17 protein-coding genes are annotated in these 23151 nt (G+C 47.0%); 10 read left to right on the forward strand and 7 right to left on the reverse strand.

Annotated features, from left to right (window positions below; all coding sequences use genetic code 11):
- Positions 1-377: 377 nt before the first annotated feature.
- A complete protein-coding gene (locus JSY36_RS04505) occupies positions 378-1934 on the reverse strand; it encodes an ABC-F family ATP-binding cassette domain-containing protein (RefSeq protein ID WP_205165425.1) in 1557 nt (518 codons plus the stop codon).
- A 732-nt stretch (positions 1935-2666) separates the two neighbouring features.
- Between JSY36_RS04505 and JSY36_RS04510 the strand changes: the two genes are divergently transcribed.
- Together JSY36_RS04510 and JSY36_RS04515 are read left to right on the forward strand one after the other, a co-directional pair.
- On the forward strand, positions 2667-3800 hold the full coding sequence (locus tag JSY36_RS04510) for a DEAD/DEAH box helicase (protein WP_205165426.1): 1134 nt from the start codon (positions 2667-2669) through the stop codon (positions 3798-3800).
- A gap of 256 nt (positions 3801-4056) precedes the next feature.
- Positions 4057-5358 carry a YheC/YheD family endospore coat-associated protein gene (locus JSY36_RS04515; RefSeq protein WP_205165427.1) on the forward strand — a complete coding sequence of 434 codons (1302 nt, stop codon included), beginning with the start codon at positions 4057-4059 and terminating at the stop codon, positions 5356-5358.
- A gap of 79 nt (positions 5359-5437) precedes the next feature.
- Here JSY36_RS04515 and helD read toward each other — a convergent pair whose 3' ends face one another.
- Entirely contained in the window at positions 5438-7750 is a 2313-nt protein-coding gene (helD, locus tag JSY36_RS04520; RefSeq protein ID WP_205165428.1) for an RNA polymerase recycling motor HelD, read from the reverse strand.
- Positions 7751-8106: 356 nt separating this feature from the next.
- Positions 8107-8295, reverse strand: coding sequence for a hypothetical protein (locus JSY36_RS04525; RefSeq protein WP_205165429.1), 189 nt, complete (start codon positions 8293-8295; stop codon positions 8107-8109).
- Between the two features lie 218 nt (positions 8296-8513).
- Between JSY36_RS04525 and desB the strand changes: the two genes are divergently transcribed.
- On the forward strand, positions 8514-9623 hold the full coding sequence (gene desB, locus JSY36_RS04530) for a Delta(10) desaturase DesB (RefSeq protein ID WP_122900630.1): 1110 nt from the start codon (positions 8514-8516) through the stop codon (positions 9621-9623).
- Positions 9624-10007: 384 nt separating this feature from the next.
- Here the strand turns inward: desB and JSY36_RS04535 are convergent, their stop codons facing one another.
- Both JSY36_RS04535 and JSY36_RS04540 read right to left on the reverse strand, forming a co-directional pair.
- On the reverse strand, positions 10008-10202 hold the full coding sequence (locus tag JSY36_RS04535; protein ID WP_205165430.1) for a hypothetical protein: 195 nt from the start codon (positions 10200-10202) through the stop codon (positions 10008-10010).
- A gap of 37 nt (positions 10203-10239) precedes the next feature.
- The gene (locus JSY36_RS04540; RefSeq protein WP_122900631.1) at positions 10240-11535 is read right to left on the reverse strand and encodes a TraB/GumN family protein; all 1296 of its coding nucleotides are present in this window, start codon (positions 11533-11535) and stop codon (positions 10240-10242) included.
- Positions 11536-11738: 203 nt separating this feature from the next.
- Here JSY36_RS04540 and JSY36_RS04545 point away from each other — a divergent pair, with 203 nt between their 5' ends.
- Positions 11739-13652 (forward strand): ABC-F family ATP-binding cassette domain-containing protein, encoded by a 1914-nt coding sequence (locus tag JSY36_RS04545; protein ID WP_205165431.1) that lies wholly within the window; start codon positions 11739-11741, stop codon positions 13650-13652.
- Positions 13653-14089: 437 nt separating this feature from the next.
- A complete protein-coding gene (locus JSY36_RS04550; RefSeq protein WP_205165432.1) occupies positions 14090-17326 on the forward strand; it encodes an SNF2 helicase associated domain-containing protein in 3237 nt (1078 codons plus the stop codon).
- Positions 17327-17517: 191 nt separating this feature from the next.
- On the opposite strand, the gene JSY36_RS04555 is transcribed toward JSY36_RS04550, so the two are convergent.
- A complete protein-coding gene (locus tag JSY36_RS04555; RefSeq protein WP_122900637.1) occupies positions 17518-18915 on the reverse strand; it encodes a Glu/Leu/Phe/Val family dehydrogenase in 1398 nt (465 codons plus the stop codon).
- A gap of 279 nt (positions 18916-19194) precedes the next feature.
- Here JSY36_RS04555 and JSY36_RS04560 point away from each other — a divergent pair, with 279 nt between their 5' ends.
- The 3 genes from JSY36_RS04560 (at position 19195) to JSY36_RS04570 (ending at position 20614) form a co-directional block, all read left to right on the forward strand.
- On the forward strand, positions 19195-19389 hold the full coding sequence (locus JSY36_RS04560) for a hypothetical protein (RefSeq protein WP_122900639.1): 195 nt from the start codon (positions 19195-19197) through the stop codon (positions 19387-19389).
- Between the two features lie 152 nt (positions 19390-19541).
- A complete protein-coding gene (locus tag JSY36_RS04565) occupies positions 19542-20300 on the forward strand; it encodes a TspO/MBR family protein (RefSeq protein ID WP_205165433.1) in 759 nt (252 codons plus the stop codon).
- 83 nt (positions 20301-20383) lie between these two features.
- Positions 20384-20614, forward strand: a complete 231-nt coding sequence (locus JSY36_RS04570; protein WP_122900643.1) for a hypothetical protein — start codon at positions 20384-20386, stop codon at positions 20612-20614.
- 52 nt (positions 20615-20666) lie between these two features.
- Here JSY36_RS04570 and kynU read toward each other — a convergent pair whose 3' ends face one another.
- Positions 20667-21944, reverse strand: coding sequence for a kynureninase (gene kynU / locus JSY36_RS04575; protein WP_205165434.1), 1278 nt, complete (start codon positions 21942-21944; stop codon positions 20667-20669).
- A 145-nt stretch (positions 21945-22089) separates the two neighbouring features.
- On the opposite strand from kynU, the gene JSY36_RS04580 reads away from it, so the two are divergent.
- Positions 22090-22305, forward strand: a complete 216-nt coding sequence (locus JSY36_RS04580; RefSeq protein WP_122900647.1) for a hypothetical protein — start codon at positions 22090-22092, stop codon at positions 22303-22305.
- A 349-nt stretch (positions 22306-22654) separates the two neighbouring features.
- Entirely contained in the window at positions 22655-23149 is a 495-nt protein-coding gene (locus JSY36_RS04585) for a hypothetical protein (protein ID WP_205165435.1), read from the forward strand.
- Positions 23150-23151: the final 2 nt, after the last annotated feature.

Below are 23151 nucleotides of genomic sequence, written 5' to 3' on the forward strand. Positions count from 1 at the left end.
CAAAATAAGGCGGTATGAAAACCGCGTGAAGTTATTATTAAAGTTCTTTTTGTTAAATGCTCCCTGAAAAAGAATTCAAACTCAGCTTCATTGAACGGAATACGCTCCCTTTTTGCGGACTCGCGCCGAGCCTCCTCTGGGCTTCGCCCCTGCGGGGTCTCGCCTGTCGCGCACTTCCGCAGGAGTGTCGCGTATTCGCTCCAACCAGCACTCTTTTTTAACGCCAATAACCTAGCACATCAAAGAATCAAAACTCCGTCAGCATTCTCTCATAATTCCAGGATAAATATTGATTATGTTGAAAGTTGACGCTGGGTTGCACCAACTCTTTGATTTGGAGACAGAGTAACTCAGGTATAGAGGATACTCAACATTCTTTAAAACACCTTCGTGGTCCAGTCTTCGCAGTTCCACACGTCGGTTACAATGTCTTCGTAAAATTCAGGTTCGTGACTGATGATGAGAATGCTTCCTTTGAATTCCTGAAGCGCCCGCTTGAGTTCAGCTTTCGCATCTACATCAAGGTGGTTGGTCGGCTCATCGAGTACGAGCAGGTTTGTTTCATTGTTGATGAGTTTACAAAGGCGGACCTTGGCTTTTTCCCCGCCGCTCAGCACGCTGACTTTACTTTCAATGTGTTTTGTCATAAGACCGCATTTGGCAAGAGCCGATCGGACTTCGTATTGGTTAAAGGACGGGAACTCGTCCCATACTTCTTCGATACACGTTTTGTTGTTCGACGTTTTGATTTCCTGTTCAAAGTAGCCGATGTGAAGGTGCTCTCCGCGTTCAACGGTTCCTGAGATCGGCTTGATTTCCCCTAAAATACTGCGGAGGAGGGTGGTTTTCCCGATTCCGTTTGCTCCTACAAGAGCGAGCTTCTGGCCCCGCTCCATGCGGAGGTTCAACGGTCGTGACAGCGGCTCGTCATACCCGATCACAAGCTCGTTCGTTTCAAAAATCAGCTTTCCTGATGTACGGGCTTTTTTAAAGTGAAACTCAGGCTTTGGTTTTTCCTGGGCAAGTTCGATCACGTCCATTTTATCGAGCTTCTTTTGACGGGACATGGCCATGTTTCGAGTAGAGATTCGTGCTTTGTTTCGGGCAACGAAGTCTTTGAGCCCGGCAATCTCCTGCTGCTGTTTTTTATAAGCGGATTCAAGCTGCTGCTTTTTCATTTCATAGACGCTCATGAAGTGATCGTAATCACCGACGTAACGGGTAAGCTCCTGATTTTCCATGTGGTAGATAATGTTGATGACACTGTTCAGGAACGGAATGTCGTGTGAAATCAGGATGAATGCATTTTCATATTCCTGCAGGTAGCGCCTCAGCCACTCGATGTGCTGCTCGTCCAGATAGTTGGTGGGCTCGTCGAGAAGCAGAATGTCCGGTTTTTCGAGAAGCAGTTTACCCAACAGGATTTTCGTTCTCTGTCCGCCGCTCAAATCGTTTACGTCGCGCTCAAGGCCGATTTCATCAAGACCGAGACCTCGTGCGATTTCTTCGACCTTCGCATCAATGGTGTAGAAGTCATTGTTTGTGAGCATGTCCTGAATCGTGCCAACTTCTTCGAGAAGTTTTTCGAGTTCTTCTGGAGAGGAGTCTCCCATTTTTTCGTAAAGAGCGTTCATATCATTTTCCATGTCGAACAGGTATTGAAAGGCGCTCTTTAATACGTCACGGATGGTGAGGCCTTTTTCCAGAACGGTATGCTGATCAAGGAAACCGACGCGGACGTTTTTGGCCCACTCGACTTTTCCTTCGTCCGGCTCAAGACTTCTTGTGATGATGTTCATAAACGTGGATTTACCTTCCCCGTTTGCTCCGATGAGTCCGATATGTTCGCCTTTTAAGAGACGGAAGGAGACGTCATGGAAGATGGCACGGTCACCGAAACCGTGGCTTAAATTCTTTACTGTTAAAATACTCATTACACGCACATCCTCTATTGATTCTTTGTTGTTTTGTTATGTTGTTGGCTTTCTACATTTATTAAAGATTGTTGGTGCTGCCTGCATGCCTTTCGCTTTCCGCGGCCTGGCGCCGAGCCTCTTCAGAACTGCCGATGCACTGAAAAAGTCACTTTTCTCAGAAGAGTTACGTGTTGATTTCCGCTCATTGCACTTTCCGCGGGCGGGTCGGGAGCCTCCTCAGCGCTGCGCGCTTGCGGGGTCTCCCTGGAACCCGCTCCTCCCGCAGGAGTGTCACGCATTCGCTTCAATCAACACTTCTTTTATAACAACAAGGACTTTTTGCACATCACAAAAATAAAGCCAAACCTAAGACGGACTCTCACTTATTTCCTCAAGAGTGTCCCATATTCCAATCAACGAAACATTACCAGCCGATAGGACTGGATTTTTGTTTTGAAAACAATTTTTTGGTAGATAGTTAAAAGGTTTCAATTGTCGGTGGAGATGTAGGCGGAACCTTTTTTGTTCCTAATCTGTACTTTGAAGTCGCCTTTACAGAGAAGGTGGTGCAGTCGGAATGCCGGCGCCCCCGCGGAAAGCGAAAGGCATGGAGGCAGCAGCCACATCAATACTTTGTATAGCTAACAATTTTAAAAAAGGAGCTTAATACATCCACAGCTGTCCTCTTCTTTACTCTATGCCCTCTGGTAGGGTACACTCAGGGGTAGATGAAACATAAAGGAGAACAATATGAGCGATTATACAAGCAACTTAAAACCGTTTATTCAAACAGCCTGGGAAAAAGCAGGCTTTACTGAACCGACCCGGATTCAAGAAGTGGCAGCACCTCTTGTTCTGGAGAAAAAAGATGTGATCGCCGAATCGCCGACCGGGACGGGCAAAACGTTAGCCTACCTCTTGCCGATTTTACATCAAATCGACCCGGAAAAGAAGGACGTGCAGGCGGTTATTTTAGCATCCTCACAGGAACTGGTGATGCAAATACTGGAACAGATTCAGAATTGGTCTCAGGGAAGCGGCATCAAGTCTGCGTCATTTATCGGCGGGGCAAACACGAAACGCCAGCTGGAGAAGCTGAAAAAGAAGCCGCAAATCATCGCAGGAACGCCGGGACGTCTGGCCGAGCTGATCAAGATCAAAAAGCTGAAGATGCACGAAGTGAGAACCGTTGTTCTTGATGAAGGAGACCAGCTCCTCATTCCTGAGCACGAAAAAACAATTGAGCAGATCATCAAGTCAACGCTGAAAGACCGTCAGCTGCTTCTGTTTTCAGCCACAGTGCCTGAGCAGGTGGAAAAAAAGGCGGCTACGCTGATGAGTGAGCCTGAAGTTGTCCGTGTTGGAAAAGACCAGATTGCAACGGGGAACGTGGAGCATGTGTATGTGGTATGTGAAGCACGGGAAAAGATCGAAGTAGTGAACAGCCTCGTGAAAAACCAGTCGATTAAAGCCTTGGCCTTTGTGAACGACATCGGGGAAGTGAACGTAATCGGTGAGAAGCTTCAGTTTAAAAAGATAGATGTAAGTGTGCTGCACGGAGAGACAAAAAAGCAGGAGCGTGAGCAGGCGATCAAGCGGTTCCGTTCAGGTGACACGTCACTGATGGTGGCAACGGACCTCGCAGCCCGCGGACTCGATATTCAGGAGTTGACCCATGTGATTCAAATGGATGTGCCGCGTGACGCGAAGCAGTACATTCACCGCTCCGGGCGGACCGGCCGGAACAAACAGGATGGAACGGTGATTTCTCTAGTACAGCCGAGGGAAGAGCGTGATTTAAAACGGGCGGCGAAAGAAGCGGGTGTTGAGCTTAGGCAGCAGCAGCTCAATCGTGGACGCCTGGTAGATGTCAAACGAAAATAAACAAGAAGCGGCAGGCCCGGGGAGGTCCTGCTGTTTTTTTTATGCCTGAAAAACGTTAAATCCTGTGTTTAAAGAAGTGTCGTCAGATAGAGATTGCTATGTTTTCTGGATAGGGATTTTTCATCGGCTTCCGCCTGGTGAAAAAGTTTATTATATTATGTTCTGCCTATTTTTCTCTCTCAGTTTTCACCTCCACATATGACCGTTTCGTTTTATTTGTACGGGCATTGTATAGAGTAGAGAGGAGTAGATAACGTTGTATATAATCTGGGATTCAACACTTCGTAATAATTGTGTACTTTTAGCAAGAGAGAATTATGAGCAAATGACCTTTACAGGTAGTGAGGTGGCCCTCCATATTGGGGCTTTTTCAATCATTGTGACAGTCGAGCCAACGGATGCGGTAAAAAAGAATCATGTTGTTTTATCAGCATCACTTTTACCTGGAGGAGGCATTCCGGATACTTTCCCGTACGAGGTGAAACTTGCAGGAGAAGACTTTCATATAGGGCCTGTGACAGGAGTACTTGTTTCGGAAAGAAGAATAGCTATGCATACGAAGCGGGGATTTGAGTCTGTGTGGAAGGAGCCGGTACAGAGCTATATGAGAGAAGGCGGTCTCGTATTTTTATTTTGTGAGAATGCCATTGATTTCAACAATAAAACGATATCCGGACTTTATTACGATAAAAGTGAAGACGTTTGGAAAGAGGCGGTGTTTCCGATACCGAGTGTCGTTTACCGCAGGACGGGGGCAGCGAAAAAAACATTGAGAAAGCTCCGGAAATCTTTTAATGTAATGATATTTAACTCTAAAAGGATGAACAAGTGGAAGCTGTATAAAAAACTGGTAAGTGCCGGCTATGCCCACACCCCGGACACGATGTTTTTCTCAACGCAGGAAAAAGTAACGGAGATGCTTAATAAATATCAATCTGTCTATTTAAAACCTATAAACGGGAACTTGGGAAAAGGGTGCTTTAAGCTGGATAAAACTTCTGCTGGCTACGTGCTGTCAGAGAGTAAAGGAATTAAGCATGAATGTGAGGAAATAGGAGAAGTTCTGGCGATCTTTAACGAAAAAAAGATGAAAAGAAGATACCTGATTCAACAAAGCGTTCCCTTAATGTATGAAGGTAAGCCGGTTGATTACCGGGTCATTATTCAAAAGGGGAGAAATAGAAACTGGACAGAAACCGGTGTTGTGGCCAAGGTTGGAAAAAGGGGAGTCATCGTTACGAATCATGTTTCCCTCATTTCCTCTGGTACTGAAGTAATGAAAATGAGCTTAAACCTCAGTAAAAAGGAGGCAGAGGCTTTATATTCAAGAATGGTAGAACGGTGCATTGAGGCGTGTGAAGCAGTAGAAGACAAATTGGGACATCTCGGTGACGTGGGGCTGGATGTTATCATAGACAGTGAGAGAAATATATGGATTCTCGAAATGAATGCTCTTCATAACCATTTAATTTTAGCTTATCAAGATCATGATCCAGAGCTGCAGATCAAAGTGTTAACAAAGCCTCTTGAATATGCCAGAAGTTTGTCCGGATTCTAGATGGAATTGAATGGAGAGGAAACAATAGAGTAAGAGGCTGTCTCTTAAGGCAATGATCGACCTTATGAGACAGCCTTTATTAGATAGTTTCGTATGTGTTCCGGTCGACTCGCTTCATCAGGGGGCTCATACCGCCGTTTGAGATGATGTAAAGCTCGTGCATGGCCCGGGTGCAGGCGGTATAGAACAGGTTGCGCTCGGACTCTTTGGCGTAATGGGTGTGTGATGCGTTGTAGAGAATGACGGCATCGAACTCAATTCCTTTGGCAAGGTAGGCCGGGATGACAACGAGGCCTTTTTTGTAAGTGTGTGTCTCTTTGCCGATGAGCTGTACGTATTCAAAGTGCTCACTTAAATAGGCGCTTACGGCTTCACTCTCCCTTGATGTTTTACAGATTACTGCCACAGTTTCGTGCTGTTTTGTGAACAGATTTTTCACAAGCTTGAGCGTACGTTTTTGCATTTCCTGCTGGGAAGACGTTTCAATGTAAGCGGGTTTTTCTCCATCCCTTGTAAAGGGGATGATTTCTTCGCCGCCTTCAATGAGCTGGGACGTAAACGTGACGATCGGCCGTGTGGAGCGGTAGCTGCGCATCAGGGTGATTCGCTCTGCTTTTTCTTCCTGCCCCTCACTGATGGGCGTCGGGTTCGTGATGGCGTGAAGGTAGATGGACTGGTGCACATCACCGAGAAGCGTCATTTTGGCCTGAGGGAAGAGATCCTTTAAATAGGCAAACTGAAACGGCGAGTAGTCCTGGGCTTCATCAATAAACACATGCCTGATATGGGTAAGGGGCCGGCGTCCTTTAAGGCGGTCAAGAAAATACAGGTACGCTGTTGCATCTTCCCACAGAAGCTTCTTCTTATGGATGTTTTCGATCGTCGCTTCAGCGATCGCTTCCCAATCAGGATCGTTTTTGAGCTCGGTATAAAAATCTCTGTATGTTTTCACGACGTTTACGAAGGCGAGTTTTTTGATTTTTTGCTTCAACGGGAGAAGACGTTTTTTGACAACGCGTTTGCTCAGCCATTCTCGCTCGCGGTCAAAGTCATCGAATGTAGCGCCGCTGAACTCCTTGTCCTTTTCAAGCTTTCTGAAGCCTTCCAGGTATTCCTCTTTGTCCATGAGCTGGATTTCTTCTTCCACCCAGAGCTTTTCCCATTCTGTGCGCTGAACAGCTTTGATTTTCTGCATGAGCCACTCATATGTGAGATCCATCCGGTTTGGAATGGAGATGGAGCCGTCGAGAGAATAGAAATACGTCTGGATGTCGTTTTTATCGATGAGCGTTTCACCACGGAACCGGACGTTTTGGAAGTGGATGCCGTCCGTTTCAAGGCTTTTTACATACTTGTCGATAAGGTCTTTGAAGGTCAGTGACGATTTTCTCTGCACGGCCTCGTTGCGGTATTGGTCAGCGCTTGTTTCAGAAGCTTCAAGAAACCATTCCATCTGCTCAAAGGGATCTTCTACGCGGAAGGTGGCACCGAGCTCTTTTTGCACGTATTCGTTATAGGTGGTCTGCCACATGTTTTCTTCACCCAGTTCAGGCAGTACGGTTGCCACGTAGCTGTTGAACAGGGGGTTTGGGGAGAAAAGGACCATGTTTTCGGAGGTGAGAGACTCCCGGTGTGCGTAAAGCAGGTAGGCGACGCGCTGCATGGCGGCACTCGTTTTACCGCTGCCGGCCACGCCCTGCACAACGAGGTAGCGGCTTCGCTCGTTGCGGATGATTTTGTTTTGTTCTTTTTGAATGGTGGAGACGATGGTTCGCATCTGGGGGCTTGATTCGCTGCCTAACAGGTTTTGGAGCAGTTTGTCCCCGATGGTTACACCTGTGTTGAAGAGACCTTTGATCTGGCCGTTTCGTATAATGAACTGGCGCTTGAGGGTTATTTCCCCTTCGATGGTGCCGTCCATCGTTTCGTATTCCGCCGGTCCGGGGGAATAGTTGTAGTACATGCTTGAAATGGGTGCGCGCCAGTCGTATATCAGGAAGTCCTCATCGTTTTCGTCCATGAGGGAGGAGATCCCGATGTAGATGGGTTCTGCTTGCGGTTCTCCGTTTTCCTGAAAGTCGATCCGGCCAAAATAAGGAGAATCCCTGAGATCCTCGAGGGTTTTCATGCGTTCGGACTGCTGTCCGTGACTGCGTTCCCGTTCAGATAAAAATTCAGCCTGCTGTTTAAGGCTGGCCTGGGTTTCAATTACATCATCAGGGTCGTCCAGGTTGACGGTAACGTCGTCCCAGAAGCTTTTTCGTACATCAATAATGTCTTTTTTTAATTCGGTGGAGGTTTCTTTGAGCACCTTTTGTTTTTGTTCAATCCTGTTCACGACCCGGTCGACGCGGGTTTGTTCGGTAAGCCGCTGCTCGTTTTCGCTGCTCACAAGACCACTCCTTTAAAAATAGTTGACTTCAATAGAGGAAGTGTAGTAAACTATAATTGGATAAATTTTAACTAAATGGAATAAACTACACAAGTGCATTTATTGTAGCACAGCCCCGGTGGGAAATTCAATAAAATAATGATATGAAAGCGGCCTCTCTTTTTCTTCCAAAGAGAGGCTTTTTGTGATGTTGACCCAAAGATTGGTTTTTCCCTTTTGTGTTAATATTTGGAGCAGTGGAGCCGCTGCCCTTTTTAAAGAGTATGGCAGGAGTGTGTTTCTCCTGCGGGGCGAGCAGCGTGCGTCAGCCATTGCCAATCTACTTACCTATTGAGACATCATCTTTTGGTTGGATATTAGTTCCCTGCTCCGTTTTCGTTCTGCTGGCCCAGTTCTTTTGCGGCCATGTCGTGGTTTGCTTCTTCAAGTGCACTCAGTTCATCAGCGGAATCTCCCCGGTAGTGGGCGTCTTTGACACTTGTTTTCGGGTACTGTTCCGTTTCATCTTCTTTGTGTGTGGCATAAGGCTGTTTGTTTTTATCCATCGTCTTCACCTCCGCCATTTAGTATAAATCCTAATCGCTCCTTTATGCTCATATCAATAGAGAGTGAGGCATGGTAAACTAAGACCAAGTTTTAGTACCTGGTAATAAAAAACCATTGCATTTGCACCCTTTCCTTTGGTAGGATTAAGGAAAGCGTTTAGATCAGGTTTAGTACGAAATATCGGAAAATTGAAATTTACACTGGGGAGTGAGTTTATATGGAAAATAATAAGCCCGCAGAACAAGCCGAGTTTCATTCATTCGGATGGTATGCTGCCAGGGTATCGCCGCATATGCCGAAAAAGGCGTTTAAGGCTGTACCTGGACGATTGTGGGGCGGATTGATTTATGCTGTGATTGCTCTTGGAGGTATTTTCTCCATTGCGTTTTTTGACTTAAATATCTGGCTTAAATTTTTGATTGCAGGGGTACTTGGTTCAAGCTTTGCTTCCCTTGGCTTTTTAGGCCATGAAATTCTCCATGGCACGGTTGTGAGAAAGCGGTGGCTCCGTAATTTCCTCGGCGCTGTGGCATTCTGGCCTCTGACAACCGGTCCGGAACTGTGGAAGAAATGGCATAATATGGAGCACCATCACCACACACAGGATGAGCATAAGGACCCTGATGCATGGCCGTCGGTGAATAAGCTGGCGAAAAGCCGTTTCCTGCGCTGGATGTACCGCATTCCGTTTACGATCCGGGCACTGTCGGGCTTTATCGCTCTGGCGTTTACATTTACCCTTCATTCTTCACATATGTTTGTCACGTATATTAAGGACTTTAATAAAGAAAAGCAGGTCAAGGTGTGGGTCCAGTTTATCCTTCCTTGGGCGACATGGATCGGACTTCTGTTGTGGATCGGGCCGGTTAAGTGGATCTTTGCATTCCTGCTGCCCCTATTGATTGCTAACTTTATTGTCATGGCGTATATTTCAACAAATCACCGCCTGAATCCCCTTGTGCCGGTTAATGATCCTCTTGCGAACAGCCTGACGGTCACGGTGCCGAAGTGGGTGGATGTGCTTCACTTTAACTTTTCGTACCACACGGAGCATCACCTGTTCCCGGGTATGAATCCGAAGTATTACCCGATTGTGAAGCGCCGCATTAAAGATATGTGGCCGGATCGCTATCACGAAATGCCGATGAGTAAGGCAATGATTGCGCTGTGGAAAACACCACGGGTTTACTTTGAGCAGGATCAGCTTGTGGACCCGACGAGGGCTGCGGCATACGGATCTCTCGGTAATGGCCTTGACCCGAATGATATCAAGAGCCGTGATGTGGATTTGAGCAAGCTGAAGCTGGGGAAGAAGAAAGAAGAGTAGTGGACTTGGTTCAAAAAGTCGTGTAATTATACAGTTAAAAGAGATAAAGCCGCTTTCCTCAGAGTGAGGGAGGCGGTTTTTTCGCGGGGACAGCTTAATACGGTGATGTGGAGGGTAACCGTAAAATACGATGAAATAAGTGTAAAAAGAGAGATGCTAACCGTAAAAAGAGAGATGCTAACCGTAAAATGATGGCAGCTAAGTGTAAAAAAGAAGGCTGCTAAACGAAGCCGCCGGGATTCACTACTCCCGGCGGCTTAAGTTTTGCGCTTTTTACACTTACATCCATCATTTTTGCACTTAGCTCGTGCTATTTTACACTTGGCTCCGGCTATTTTACAGTTAGAGCACCGTTTTTTACACTTCCAAGACGACATTTTACGTTTAGATGATATCGCACCACTGCCGGGCTGCATTAGAGGACTGCATCTCGCACATTAACAGTTTCTCCCGGCCTGTTAACGGCTTCGGCGCCACAATTACCGGGTTGCACCGCCCCATTAACGGCTTCATCACCCCAATTAACAGTTTCGTCTGTTTTTTTAGTCGTTTAGCTAAAAGTAGATACGTCCAACACAAAAAACGCACTCCCTGTTTGAGAGTGCGGTTCCATTTTTTATACTGCTTCCTCTTCCGTCTCCTGTGGATCGAGACCTAATTCAACATCGTATCCTCTTTGCTCAAGGAGGTCTGTGATGCTGTTTTCCCCGAGGAGGTGGATGGCGCCCACAACGACAAAGTAAGTGTCGTGTTCACCGCTTTCGAGGAACTCTGAAATTTTATCGGTCATTGCCCGGTCGCGGTCATCTGTAAGCATGCGGATGTATTCCTGATAGTCTTCCGGTGCATCGTCTTCTGCGTAACGGAGTTCGGTAAGGGACTCGTGGTCACCGAGACGCCACATGGCCATGAGTTCCAGCAGTTCATCTCCGAGTTCATCATACTCTTCGAGGGTTTCACTCAGCATTTCTCCCTGGGTATCGAGGGTGAGTGTTTCCTGGACGGCCAATTGGCTTTCTGCCGTTTCAAGGCCGATGATTTCTTTTCCATCATCAGATGCCCGTTCGAGAAAGTGCATGTCAATCCCAAGCTCAGGAGAGTATCCGGCCGTCATGGAGACGATGGATAAAAGGAATTCCTGAACGTACCATGGTTTGAATTGTGACAGGTCATCGCTTGATACACCAAACGGACGGAGAAGGAAGGCCAGTCGTTTGAATTCTTCTTCTGTAATGTAATCCTGAAGCTCCTCGCCGGGACCCAGCATTCCTGCTTCTGTGGCCAGTTCCATCATGCGCTCATCAGAGAGTTCATTAAAGTCAATTTCGAATGCAGCGGCGGATGAGGATTCAAATGCCTCTTCAATCTCATCATTGAGCGGATAAAGCTCTTCTGACCCAATGTGAATCGATCCAAGAAGGTAAACTGTTTTTTCCCCGTGGGTAACTTCGTAAAAGATCCCGCGGGAAGGCTCCATATCGAGGGCGAAACGTTCCTCGTCAATAAAAACAAACACATCATTGTCGATGAGGGTTCTTACAACGCTGTATGACTCTGTGCCTACAGAAAGGTTCAGAGGGTTGTTTTCAATATCCACACTCTCAATACTCGGGAGATCGAGGAGAGGAGTGATGTCTTCGATTTCGTTTCCAAATATGATCAGTTCTTCCAGAGACGTAAGGACATCGATCCCCTCGAGACTTTTAATGTCACGCTCAAAAGCATGGAGGGTCCTTATCTGGCTGAGACCTGTTTCTGTGAGATCGCCTTCCGGCTGGCCGAGAGCATCTCTGACAGCTTCCTCAAGTTGTCTGTCCTTAAAGAACGATTCTTTACTCTCCATTGGTTGTGCTGTGCATCCTGCAATGGTCAGGAGGGCGATCAGGATCATATAGATTTGTAACCTCTTCATAGGTATCCTCCTGGCAGTGAAAAATAAAGGTTGTGTGAGAATATGTAATACTTCCGAATAATTATGATAGTTACCATACTACTAAATAATGTAAGGGTTGAGAATAGGGCAAAGTAAATGTTTTAAAAAAGATTTTTCAAACCGGCAAAAAATGAGCTACAATAAAGGGATGATTATGATAACGACTTCAAAGGGGTAAACCGATGACGATTTTATCTGTGGACGGATTAACAAAAACATATGGTGAAAAAGTGTTGTTTGACAACCTTTCTTTTTCCATTAAAAAAGGGCAGCGAATCGGCCTTTTAGGTGTAAATGGGACAGGGAAGTCAACGCTTTTGAAAGTACTGGCCGGGATTGAGAGCTCAGAGGGGGGCAGGATGGACCATGCCAACGACTTTCATATTGAATACCTGCCTCAGGAGCCTGAACTCGATCCTGAACGAACGGTACTTGAACAGATCTATTACGGGGATTCAACCATTATGCGGGTCATGCGTGATTATGAGAAGGCTTCCCATGAGCTTGAAAAAGATCCATCAAGTGAGAAGCTTCAGGCACAAGTGATGAGGCAGCAGGAACGTATGGAGGAAAATGAAGCTTGGGAAGCCAGTACTGTCGCTAAAACCGTTCTTACAAAGCTTGGGATTACGGATTTTACGAAGCAGATTCAACATTTATCCGGAGGCCAGAAGAAGCGGGTTGCTATTGCGAAAGCCCTGATTCAGCCGGCGGATATTCTTATATTGGATGAGCCGACGAACCATCTTGATAATGCAACGATTGAATGGCTTGAGCAGTTTCTTGCCCAGTATAAAGGGGCGATTATTCTTGTGACTCACGACCGGTACTTTTTAAACCGGGTTACCAATCATATCTTCGAACTCGATCACGGGAGTCTGTACGCATATGAAGGAAATTATGAGACGTACCTGGAAAAAAGAGCCGAGCGGGAAGCACAGTCGGAAATACAGGAAGCCAAGCACCAGAACATTCTGCGCCGGGAGCTTGCCTGGCTGAAGCGGGGGGCAAAAGCGAGAACAACGAAGCAGAAAGCCCGGATCCAGCGGGCCGAAGCCATGCAGGAAGAATCTTTTGACCGGGAGAAGCGGGACCTTGACTTTGCCATCGGGGCAAACCGTCTTGGGAAAAAGGTCATTGAACTCCAAGGTGTCACAAAACATCTGGGAGGAAAGACGTTGTTTGCGGACCTTGACTATCTCGTGGTGCCGGGAGAGCGTCTTGGCATCATCGGACCGAATGGAACGGGAAAATCAACCCTGTTAAATATCATAGCCGGTCGCCTTGCGCCGGATGGAGGTCATGTGGAAACGGGTGAGACGGTGAAGATTGGCTATTATACACAGGATCATCAGGAAATGGACGAAAACCTGAGAGTCATCGAATATATTAAAGAAGCGGCAGAAATTGTCCACACGGCAGACGGGGACGTGATTACTGCTGAACAGATGCTGGAGCGTTTTATGTTTCCGCGGCCGGTGCAGTGGAATGTGATCCGGAGACTGTCTGGAGGAGAGAGGCGTCGTCTGTATCTTTTGCGAGTGCTGATGGGGGAGCCAAACGTTCTGTTTCTTGATGAGCCGACGAATGACCTGGATACCCAGACGTTGAGCATACTGGAAGATTACCTCGATCAGTTCCCTGGAGTGGTCATTACCGTTTCCCACGACCGTTATTTTCTTGACCGTGTCGTAGACCGCCTTCTTGTGTTTAAAGGACGGGGTCACGTAGATCGTTTTTTCGGCCATTATTCAGATTACATGGCAGAGCACGGGTCACTTGCTGAGGCAAAACAGGCATTTGAGAAACCGGCCGTTGAGACAAAGGCGGAACAGCCTGTTTCTGCCGGTAAAAAAACAAAGAAACTTTCCTATAAGGAACAGCAGGAGTGGAATACGATTGAAGACCGCATTGCAAAACTGGAAGAAAAGATTGAGACGGTTCAGGAAGGAATTGTAAGCGCGGGCAGTGACTCTGTAAAAGTACAGGAACTTTATGCCGCACAGCAAAAAGCAGAAGAAGAACTTGAACAGGCGATGGAGCGGTGGGAAGAGCTGTCTCTGCTCGTGGAAGAAATTGATGCTGCTAAAAAGTAAGTAACAAAAGGTTCTTCCCCGGTGAGATGTGCGGACAAAAAAACGTCCCCTGAAGAGCCGCGTTCCGACAAAAGCGTAATAAAAAAGGGCACCCCGTTATGAGGGGGACCCTTCCTTCTATCCATTATCGTTTTGCGGTTCCTGTCATGCGGTTTACAGCACGCCCGATAAAGCGGGATGCTAATTTCATAAGAAAGCTGAACAGGAAAAGGCGCACTATTCTTCGGATGATGACACTCATGGCTTTCACCTCTGCTCTTTTGTGGGGTTGTCTTACTATTCCCGAAAAAACAAGGAATTTAAACTTACCCTTTGTCCTGGTGTTTAGTATGAGGAAAGGAACCGGGAGTTATCCTGTATTTTCAAGAACGAATAAGCCTACAATGAAAGTGAAAATCCATAGAATTTGATTGTCCAGCAGGCAGGAGAGGATAACCGTGTTTAGAGGATTAACGGAAGACCGAATTAAAGATGCTTCAAGCTCAGCTACCGTTTTTTCAAGAGGCCGGCGTTACTTTGAAGATGGTGCGGTAGAGGACCTTTCCTTTTCCAGTGTTGCAGAAGTTTATGAAGCTACCGTCATCGGGATGGACGATTACGATGTGATGGTAGATGTGAACAATGGAAATATAGACATTGCAAGCGCAAGGTGCACGTGCCAGGCTTTTGATACCTATCCGGGTCTTTGTAAACATTTATCGGCCTTTTTACTCCAGATCCTTCACGAAGCGGGAAAGAACAAGAGAGGCAGGCTTACCCCGGTGACAGGTGCCACGGTTGGAAGAAAGGATCATGCGAAAAGTCTGATTGAAAGCTTCAATCAGGTTTACGACCGGAAAAAGGAGTCATTCAGTGAAAAAGAGCAGCTCCAGGTAGAGTTTACCCTGAACCTTACGAGCTCATGGGGGACGTATAGCGGGGCGATTGACCTTGAAATGAAAATCGGGCCGAAACGGCGCTACGTTGTAAAAGACATAAAGGAATTTCTTTTCGCCATGGAGCAGTCCGATGCTGTACGGTTTTCAAAGCTGTTTACATACCACCCGTCCGACTACTCGTTTAAGGACGAGGACCTTCGTGTGTTCAGACAGCTATCAAGAATCTTTCACGTGGAAGAGGAGATCCTGTCTTTCGGTTACCGGAACTCAGGTTTAAATGACGACAAACGGCGGATGCAGATTCCCAATTCTTTTTTAAAGGACACACTTGAGGCACTGAAGGTGTGTGATGTGAAGGTAGAAACGAACATGGGGGCGGGGGATCACTTCACAGGACTTGATGTGGAGTACAATCCGGAGAAGCTCCCCCTTCATTTTACCCTCCAGTATTTGGATGAAGAGAGGCAGCAGTACCAGCTTCGGTTTACGAGCAAGGAGAAGCTGATGGTAATCGGGGAAAAGTACAATGTGGCGTTTTTCGATGGGACATTTTATTTTATTACCGATGAAGAGAAGCGGACGCTCCTCACGATTGACCGTCAGTTTGCGGATATTGAAGAGGTGACAGTGCCGAAAGAGCAGATGATGGATTTCTCCTCCGTTGTGCTGCCTCAGCTTATGGCTGTCGGAACTGTGGATGTGGCCCCGGACGTAAAGCAGCTCATCAAAGCAGAACCCCTTACAGGAAAGCTGTATGTGGATATGGTGGATGACATGGCGACAGCCCGTCTCGAATTTGTCTACGGGGACATGACGTTATCCCCATTCGACCTTGAACAGCCGGACAGCGAAGAGATTGTCGTCCGGGATGTGGAAAAAGAGATGCTTCTGTTATCGCAGATCGAGAGCCTGCCCTTCAAGTACAACGGCAAAGAGCTCTATCTGGAAGTGTGGGAGGATGTGCTCGATTTTCTGTTAGTGGAATTGCCGGTACTTTCGGAGATGATGGAAGTGTACACCACCTCCGAGGTCCAACGGTTTATTCATACACCGGTGGATGATCCGAAAATTCATGTGGAAAAAAATGAACGAATGAACCTGCTTGATATTACCTTTCAGTTTGAAGGAATTGAAGGCGGGGAAATTGAGGCCATGCTTACGGCTCTTGCTGAAAACAGGAAGTACTATAAGCTTTCGAACGGTGCTTACATGAACCTCCAGGATGAGCGCTTCGCGAACATGAAGCAAGTTCTGGAGCAGATGCCGACGCCGATGGATGGCTACGCCCGGCAGAGTCAGGTGCCTCTCATGCAGGCTTTTTTGCTTGATGAGGCCGGGGCGGAATCCATCAAGCGAGGCAAACGGTTCCGGGAACTGCTGGAGCGGATTTATCATCCTGAAGAAGTGGATACGACCGTTCCAGAAACGCTGAATGCGACCATGCGGGAGTATCAAAAGGTCGGATTCGGCTGGCTGAAAACCCTCGGCACTTATGGGTTTGGCGGTATTTTAGCCGATGATATGGGACTTGGAAAAACAATTCAGACGATCGCGTATCTTTTGTCGGAAAAAGCGGACGGAAAAGAAGGCCAGGCGCTGATCGTATGTCCATCGAGTCTCGTGTACAACTGGCAAAAGGAAATTCAGCGGTTTGCCCCGTCACTCAGCACGGCGGTGATTTCCGGACCCTCAGCCGAGCGTCTGAGCCTGTTGGAAGGGGCGAAGGAAGCAGACGTTGTGATCACCTCGTATCCGCTGTTGCGGCGGGATACGGAGCACTACATAAAAACGGTGTTTTCGGTGTTTATTCTTGACGAAGCCCAGTATGTTAAAAATGACTGGACCCAGACGGCGAGGGCGGTGAAAGCCATCCGGGCAAGCCAGGCGTTTGCATTGAGCGGGACTCCGATTGAAAATTCACTGGATGAGCTTTATTCAATCTTTGAAGTCGTACTGCCGGGGCTGTTCCGGAGCAAGAAGGCATTTAAAGAAATGAAGGAAACCGACGTAGCTAAACGCGTGCGGCCTTTTGTCCTTCGCCGTGTGAAAGAAGACGTGCTTTCCGATTTGCCGGATAAAATTGAGAACGTCCAGTTCACGGAGCTCAGTGACAGCCAGAAAGCCGTTTACCTCGCTCAGCTGCAGATGCTTAGAAATGAAGTGAAGACGGCGATCCGGGAAGACTCGTTCCAGGAGAACCGGATGAAAATTCTGGCAGGCCTTACGAGGCTGCGGCAGATCTGCTGCCACCCGAAGCTGTTTATGGAAAATTACACCGGAAACTCGGGTAAACTTGATCGCCTGATGGAGTATCTGAAGGAAGCTGTCCCTTCAGGGAAACGGGTCGTGATCTTTTCCCAATTTACGAAGATGCTCGCCATGATCAGGCTGGAGCTTGAAAAGCATGGCTGGGAGTATCACTACCTTGATGGAAAGACGCCGTCCAGTGACCGGGTTGCCATGACGGAAGAGTATAACGCCGGTGGTAAGCCGCTGTTCTTAATTTCGTTAAAAGCAGGAGGTACCGGGCTCAACCTCACCGGTGGGGATACAGTCATTTTGTTTGATTCGTGGTGGAATCCGGCTGTGGAAGAGCAGGCGGCGGACCGGGTCCACCGTTTCGGTCAGAAGAAGGTGGTTCAGGTGGTGAAGCTTGTAACTGCGGGAACGATCGAGGAGAAAATCCACCAGCTTCAGGATCAGAAGCGGGAGCTGATGGACAAAGTGATTCAGACAGGGGAGACGTCGATTACGTCTCTGAATAAGGATGATATTCAGGAGCTTCTGCAGGTTTAGGGGGTGGAAGCAGAGGGCGTCGAATGGTGACGAATTCTCTTTAAGTGGCTTGAAATTCTGCATAAACGGCCGGAAGTTCTCCATAAATCGTCTGAAATTCTGCATAAACACCCCAAAGTTCTCCATAAAACCGAAAAATTCTTCATAAAAAACCGGGCCTCCATAAAGGGGCCCGGTTTTTATCATTACACCTAAAACAGCTTGCCGTGCTTATAAAGAAGGCTCGTGAGCCGTTCCAACGCAAGATAGAAGCAGCCAAAACGCATGGTTTCGCCCTCAGAGTAAAAATACGTATCGTACACACGCTTAAACGTCTCCGTCATCTGGGCTGCCATTTCATCAATGATTTCGTCTTCACTGTAGTGCTCCGTTATTTTGCTTTGCTTCCACTCAAGATAGGACACGATTACCCCGCCCGCGTTTACAAGAATATCAGGGATCACGATTTTCCCTGTCTCTTCAAAGTACTGATCCGCTTCCTGGGATAAAGGTGCGTTCGCTCCTTCGACAAGAATCCGGGCAGGGATTGCTTTCATGTTGTCCCGGTGAATCTGGTCTTCCACAGCTGCAAGAATAAGCACATCCGAACTTAAAGTCAGCACATCGGCTGCTTCGTAAATATCCGCTTTAATGCCGAGATCTGTAAGTTCCTCCCGGGTGTTGGGAAGGCGGTTGTGACTGTAGCCGAACGCATCGAGGACTTCAATGTTGAGGCCGTCCTGACTGTAAAGAGTCACCTCCCGGTCTGACACGGCTACAACGTGGTGGGTGAGTTTTTCATCTTCAAACGCTTCTCTGGCTGCCACGCTTCCTACATTGCCGAAACCCTGAATGGCAATATCTATGTGGCCTTTTTCCGTGTATTCTTCGTGAATGTACTCAAGAGTACGCCACTGCCCGGTCCGCTCCACTTCATTTTTATCCGCAAGGTCATTAAACCAGTCGTTAAGAAGCCACTGGTAGCTTAGATAGGTGCCTTTTCCGGTAGCTTCGCGCCGCCCTTTGGCACCCCCGTTTTCCACACTTTTACCCGTAAAAGAACCGAGATACGTTTCTCCGGGGTGGATGGTTTTGTATTCGCCAACCATCCAGTCAATGATTCGTTCGTTTGTGCCAAGATCCGGTGCAGGAATATCGTGATTCGGTCCGAGGTCCGGCTTAAACCGCTGGACATACTTTTTTGCGATCAGGTTCAGTTCCCGATCGGAATATTCTTTTGGATTGATGTGAACCCCGCCTTTGGCCCCCCCGAAAGGCAGGCGGTGAAGGGCATTTTTAATTGTCATAAGAATAGCCAGGTTTTCCACTTCGGACTCGCTTACGTTTTCGTTAAAGCGGATTCCCCCTTTATAAAAGCCGCTGATGTTGTTGTGCTGGACCCGGTATGCGGGGATTCTTACAATGCCGTTTTTTTCACGGGAGACCCGGATGTAGCTTTTAATGATCTTATCTGTTGTTTTCAATATTTCCTTCGCCGAAGCGCATACTTCTGTACGCTTCTCTTCTTCGCGGATACCGAGGAATCCGCTTTCATCTGATAGTACGTCCATTACGTCTTCGATAAGTGCCTGTGTTTCTTCTCGTTTCAAAACGACCCCTCCTATAGAAATGCTTCTAACTACTCACCTTCCCTCACTGCTGTATTTGAAACGGCATTTCCACTGTCTGAACCTCGGGTATTTATGTTTTTTTAGCGGCAAAGTAAAGCAGGGAGCAGGGAAAGGAGAGGTATTACTTTGAGCTGGTTGTCTTTTGGATTAAAGGATAATGATGGATGAGAAGGGTTTGTTTTTCTATTTTGGAGGGTACAGCATACTAATCGTTTAATTAAAGATCCAGGTTGACGAGGCCATGGAAGGAGGCCAATTTTGTACTATACTAAAGAAGAAATCCGTTTGATGCTCGATCATCTGGATGATCGTGAATTAGGTAAAGTATACCATTACATTGTGAAACTAAAAAAAGAAAACAGGCAACGGCGTTCGATGAACGGTGAAGCGTCCGGACCAAAGAAAAAAGCGTCCGGTTCAACAGAGGAATCGGCCCAAATGGAAAATGAATAATGGATGTTATAAGCATGCCCCGGTGCATGCTTCTTTCTTTGAACATTATGTTATGCATATGATGACATGCACCCAGAATAACGTATGACTACAGGAACTTTTTATTTTTCTTTATTCGGGTAAAAACATAATACGCGAAAGGGGAAAAAACGATGAACTACCAGCAATCAAAGATTCTCAAATGGACGAACGTCTTTGCCCTCGTTATTGTGATTGTTGTAAATGTGCTCTCCAATACGCTGCCTATAAACGGTCAGACGGCAGGGGAAATTTCAGACAGGTTAAATGTCTTGTTCACTCCGGCAGGATATGTTTTTTCCATATGGAGTGTGATCTATCTCCTCGTGATCATCTGGGTCATCCGTCAGTTTTTTGCCCGGCCTGCCGATGAGGAAGCGTATGCAAACATTGGGTACTGGTTTGTTATCAGCTGCTTTTTTAACGTAGCGTGGCTTTTGTTGTTTCACTACGAATACTTTCTCCTGACAATGGTAGCTATGCTTGGTCTGCTTATCAGCCTGATCATTATCTACAGGGTGATTATGCTCACCCCTCATACGACGTTTTTTATGTGCCTGCCGTTCTCTGTTTATCTGGGATGGGTTTCGGTAGCGACGATCGTGAATGTAGGCGTTGTTTTTAACAGCCTCGGTTTTGAGGAAGGGCTGTTTCTTTCAAACGTAACGTGGACGATCCTGCTCCTGATTGTGGCTCTGGCTCTTGGAATCTGGTTTACAGCCACAAACCGTGATCCGTTTTATTCCTTTGTTCTTGTCTGGGCCTTTATCGGTATTGGCGTTGAAAGGCAGGGAGAATACCCGGCCATTGCCGTTTCGGCCTGGGCGGCAGCAGCGATTCTCAGCTTGTATCTTGTGTACTACTTTGTGACCAAAAAAAGAATTTACCAGTAAAAGAAAGATTAATTCCACTGCAGAAGGGAATACCCTGTATAACACTTTTATTGAACCCAATGGAAACAAGGAGGATGTTATACATGGCAGCAACAAAAGAAGAAGTTCGTACAATGATTGATGAATTGTCAGAAGAGCAGGTGGAAGCTGTTCACGAATACCTTGAGAAACTTGTAGATACGGAAAAGATGGAGCATGCTAAAGATGAAGGGGAAGACGGACCCCACGAGCAGGATTCAAAAACAAAAGCTGCTGACGTTAGCGTAACCGATGACCTTGCCCACCGGGACCGAGGCGGCGACAGTGAACGTTAGACGTATAATCAAAAAATCCGGCCTGTCAGAAATCTGATTGGCCGGACTTTTTTTATGCAATCACGTTCCGTTTGTTGGAATACGTTTTGTGATCTTTGTTTTTGATAATAGAAGCAAGGGTTTCAACAGTTTGCCAAACATCGTGATAGCTTGTATAAAAAGCGACAGGTGCAAGACGGATGGCGTCTGGTGATCTGAAATCCGGGACGATACCCTTGGCTTTCAAGGCTTTACATATGCTTGCAGCTTCTTCATGTCTCAAACATATGTGCCCGCCCCGGCGGTGAGGCTCTCGAGGGTTTTCAAGGGTAAAACCCAGCCCTTCAAGCTTTTGGTCCGCAAGTGTAATAAAGTAATCGGTCAGTGACAATGATTTTTCCCTTACCAAGTCGATTCCCACTTCAAGGAACATTTCAAGAGAACCGAGAAGAGGAGCTGTGCTCAGCACGTGGGGGGTGCCGATCTGATAGGCACCGGCATCAGGAGCCGGGGTAAACGTATGAGCCATATCAAATTGCTTGTCTTTATCCGATCCAAACCAGCCGGCAAGCCCCGGCTCAGTGCCGAAGTGACGCTCGTGGACGTAGAGACCGCCCACACCGCCAGGGCCGTTGTTCATGTACTTGTAATTGCACCACATGGCAAAGTCTACGCCCCAGGCATGGAGGTCGTGCGGCAGTGCACCGATCGAGTGAGCTAGGTCAAACCCGATGATGATGCCGCGCTTACGGGCTTCCTCTGTGAGACGCTTCATGTCGAGAACCTGACCGCTTCTGTAAAGAACAGATGGAAGCAGAATAAGAGCGACGTCATCAGTCATCGCTTCGATAATCGAATCTTCATTCAGCGTCTGTCCGTCTTCGCTTTCTACCTGGATAAGGTGTTCAGCGGGTTCAAAGCCGTTTCGTTTAAGCTGGCTTTTCAGGGCGTAGATGTCTGATGGAAATGTGATCGCATCGGCGAGTATTTTCGTCTTCTTGTTTGTTGGTTTGTAAAAGGTTGATACAAGCTGGTGAATATTCACGGTAATGGATCCGGTCACGATTACTTCCTCAGGCTTGGCCCCGATAAGGGGGGCGGTTTTTCGGCCGAGCTTTTCGGAGAAATAAAACCACGGTTCTTCCCCGTTCATCCAGCCGTCAATCCCTTGATTTTTCCAGTCCTCAAGTGAGGTGTAGAGTGCCTGTTCGGCCCGTTTGGAAAGAAGGCCGAGGGAGTTGCCGTTCATGTAAATGGTACCTTCATTTATATAAAACTCTGATTTGTATTTGGAGAGGGGGTCTTGTCTGTCGAGTTCAACTGCTTTCTTTTCTGAAAAATCGGTGGTCATGGCTGATGCCTCCTTTAAAGTCTTAGGTCTCTTTTCTTTCATTCTAGATGAAGGTTTTGAAATCCTCCAATGGATAGAAGAGGGGATTGAAAGATGCGGTAATTGGGAAAAGAAGCTGTACAACGTTTTGTAAAGGATGAGTGACATGAATAAACAAGAGCTTCACAGAATCGTTGATCATCTCGATCAGGCTGAGCTTGATGAGGTACACGACTACCTCATACAACTGAGGAATGCAGAAGAAGTGGAACTGTCAAAAGGGCAGATGGAAGGCTTCTATGATCAGGATGAGTACTTTGAAGAAGGTGAGGTTAACGAGGAGGATGTAAAGAAAAGGGAAGATATGAAACTGCGTGAGTAAGAGTCAGGCTGCCGCTCCGGGATGGGGCGGCTTTTTCTGTGCGAAGGAGGGAGTGCAGGTGGGTGTTGGGGAATTCAGGGAATAAGACGGAGGATTGAGGAAAATTAAGAATGGATTTCGGGAAAATAGCAGTGGATTGAGGAAAAAAACAGTAGATTCAGGGAAAAAAGAATAGATTCAGGAAAAGTGGTGGGAACTTCATGATATAAAGAAAAGATTCATGCTAAAGGCTGCCGGATTCATGAAAAATCAAAAACCATCTCCGTTTTGTTTCCGTAAAAAGAGCGTGGTAAGCTGGTGGAGGTGTTTCATTTACCTGGAAAAAGAGAATAGAGTTAGGAGAGTCGCAATGTCTCATACACCTCAAGAAGGAAAACAGAATCGGTTTGATTATTTATTTCAGGTCGGGCTGGTGCTTGCCATCATTCCCGCAGGTTATCCCGGTGGGTGGCCATATATGCTATCTATGGGGGTGGCGGGACTTTCGGTGCTGCTTTTCATTTACCGCATTTTTGCAAAACAGTCATCGGTTACAGACGACATGCGCAAGACGGTGAACCGTCTTCGTAAATACAGTGTTCTGGGCCTTTGGGTATCACCGGCGTTTCTTGTGACCATGCAGGTAGTGCAGGGGGGCCCTCTTGTGGACCGTGTCGTGTATCTGGCTGTCATAGCAGCCGGTCTTTTCGTTATCGTTTATTTGTTTCAGAGAAAGTACGAAGCGCTTCTGAAGGAGCAAGGAGTGGCAAAAGAGAAGGATCAGCCGAAAGGAAGCGACGCGGTTGCTATCGTGTTTTATATTGTCTTATTAGTAATCTTTATTTTAATTGTGCAGCTATTTTAGTT

It is taken from the genome of Alteribacter salitolerans, from assembly GCF_016901055.1.
GTDB lineage: Bacteria > Bacillota > Bacilli > Bacillales > Salisediminibacteriaceae > Alteribacter > Alteribacter keqinensis.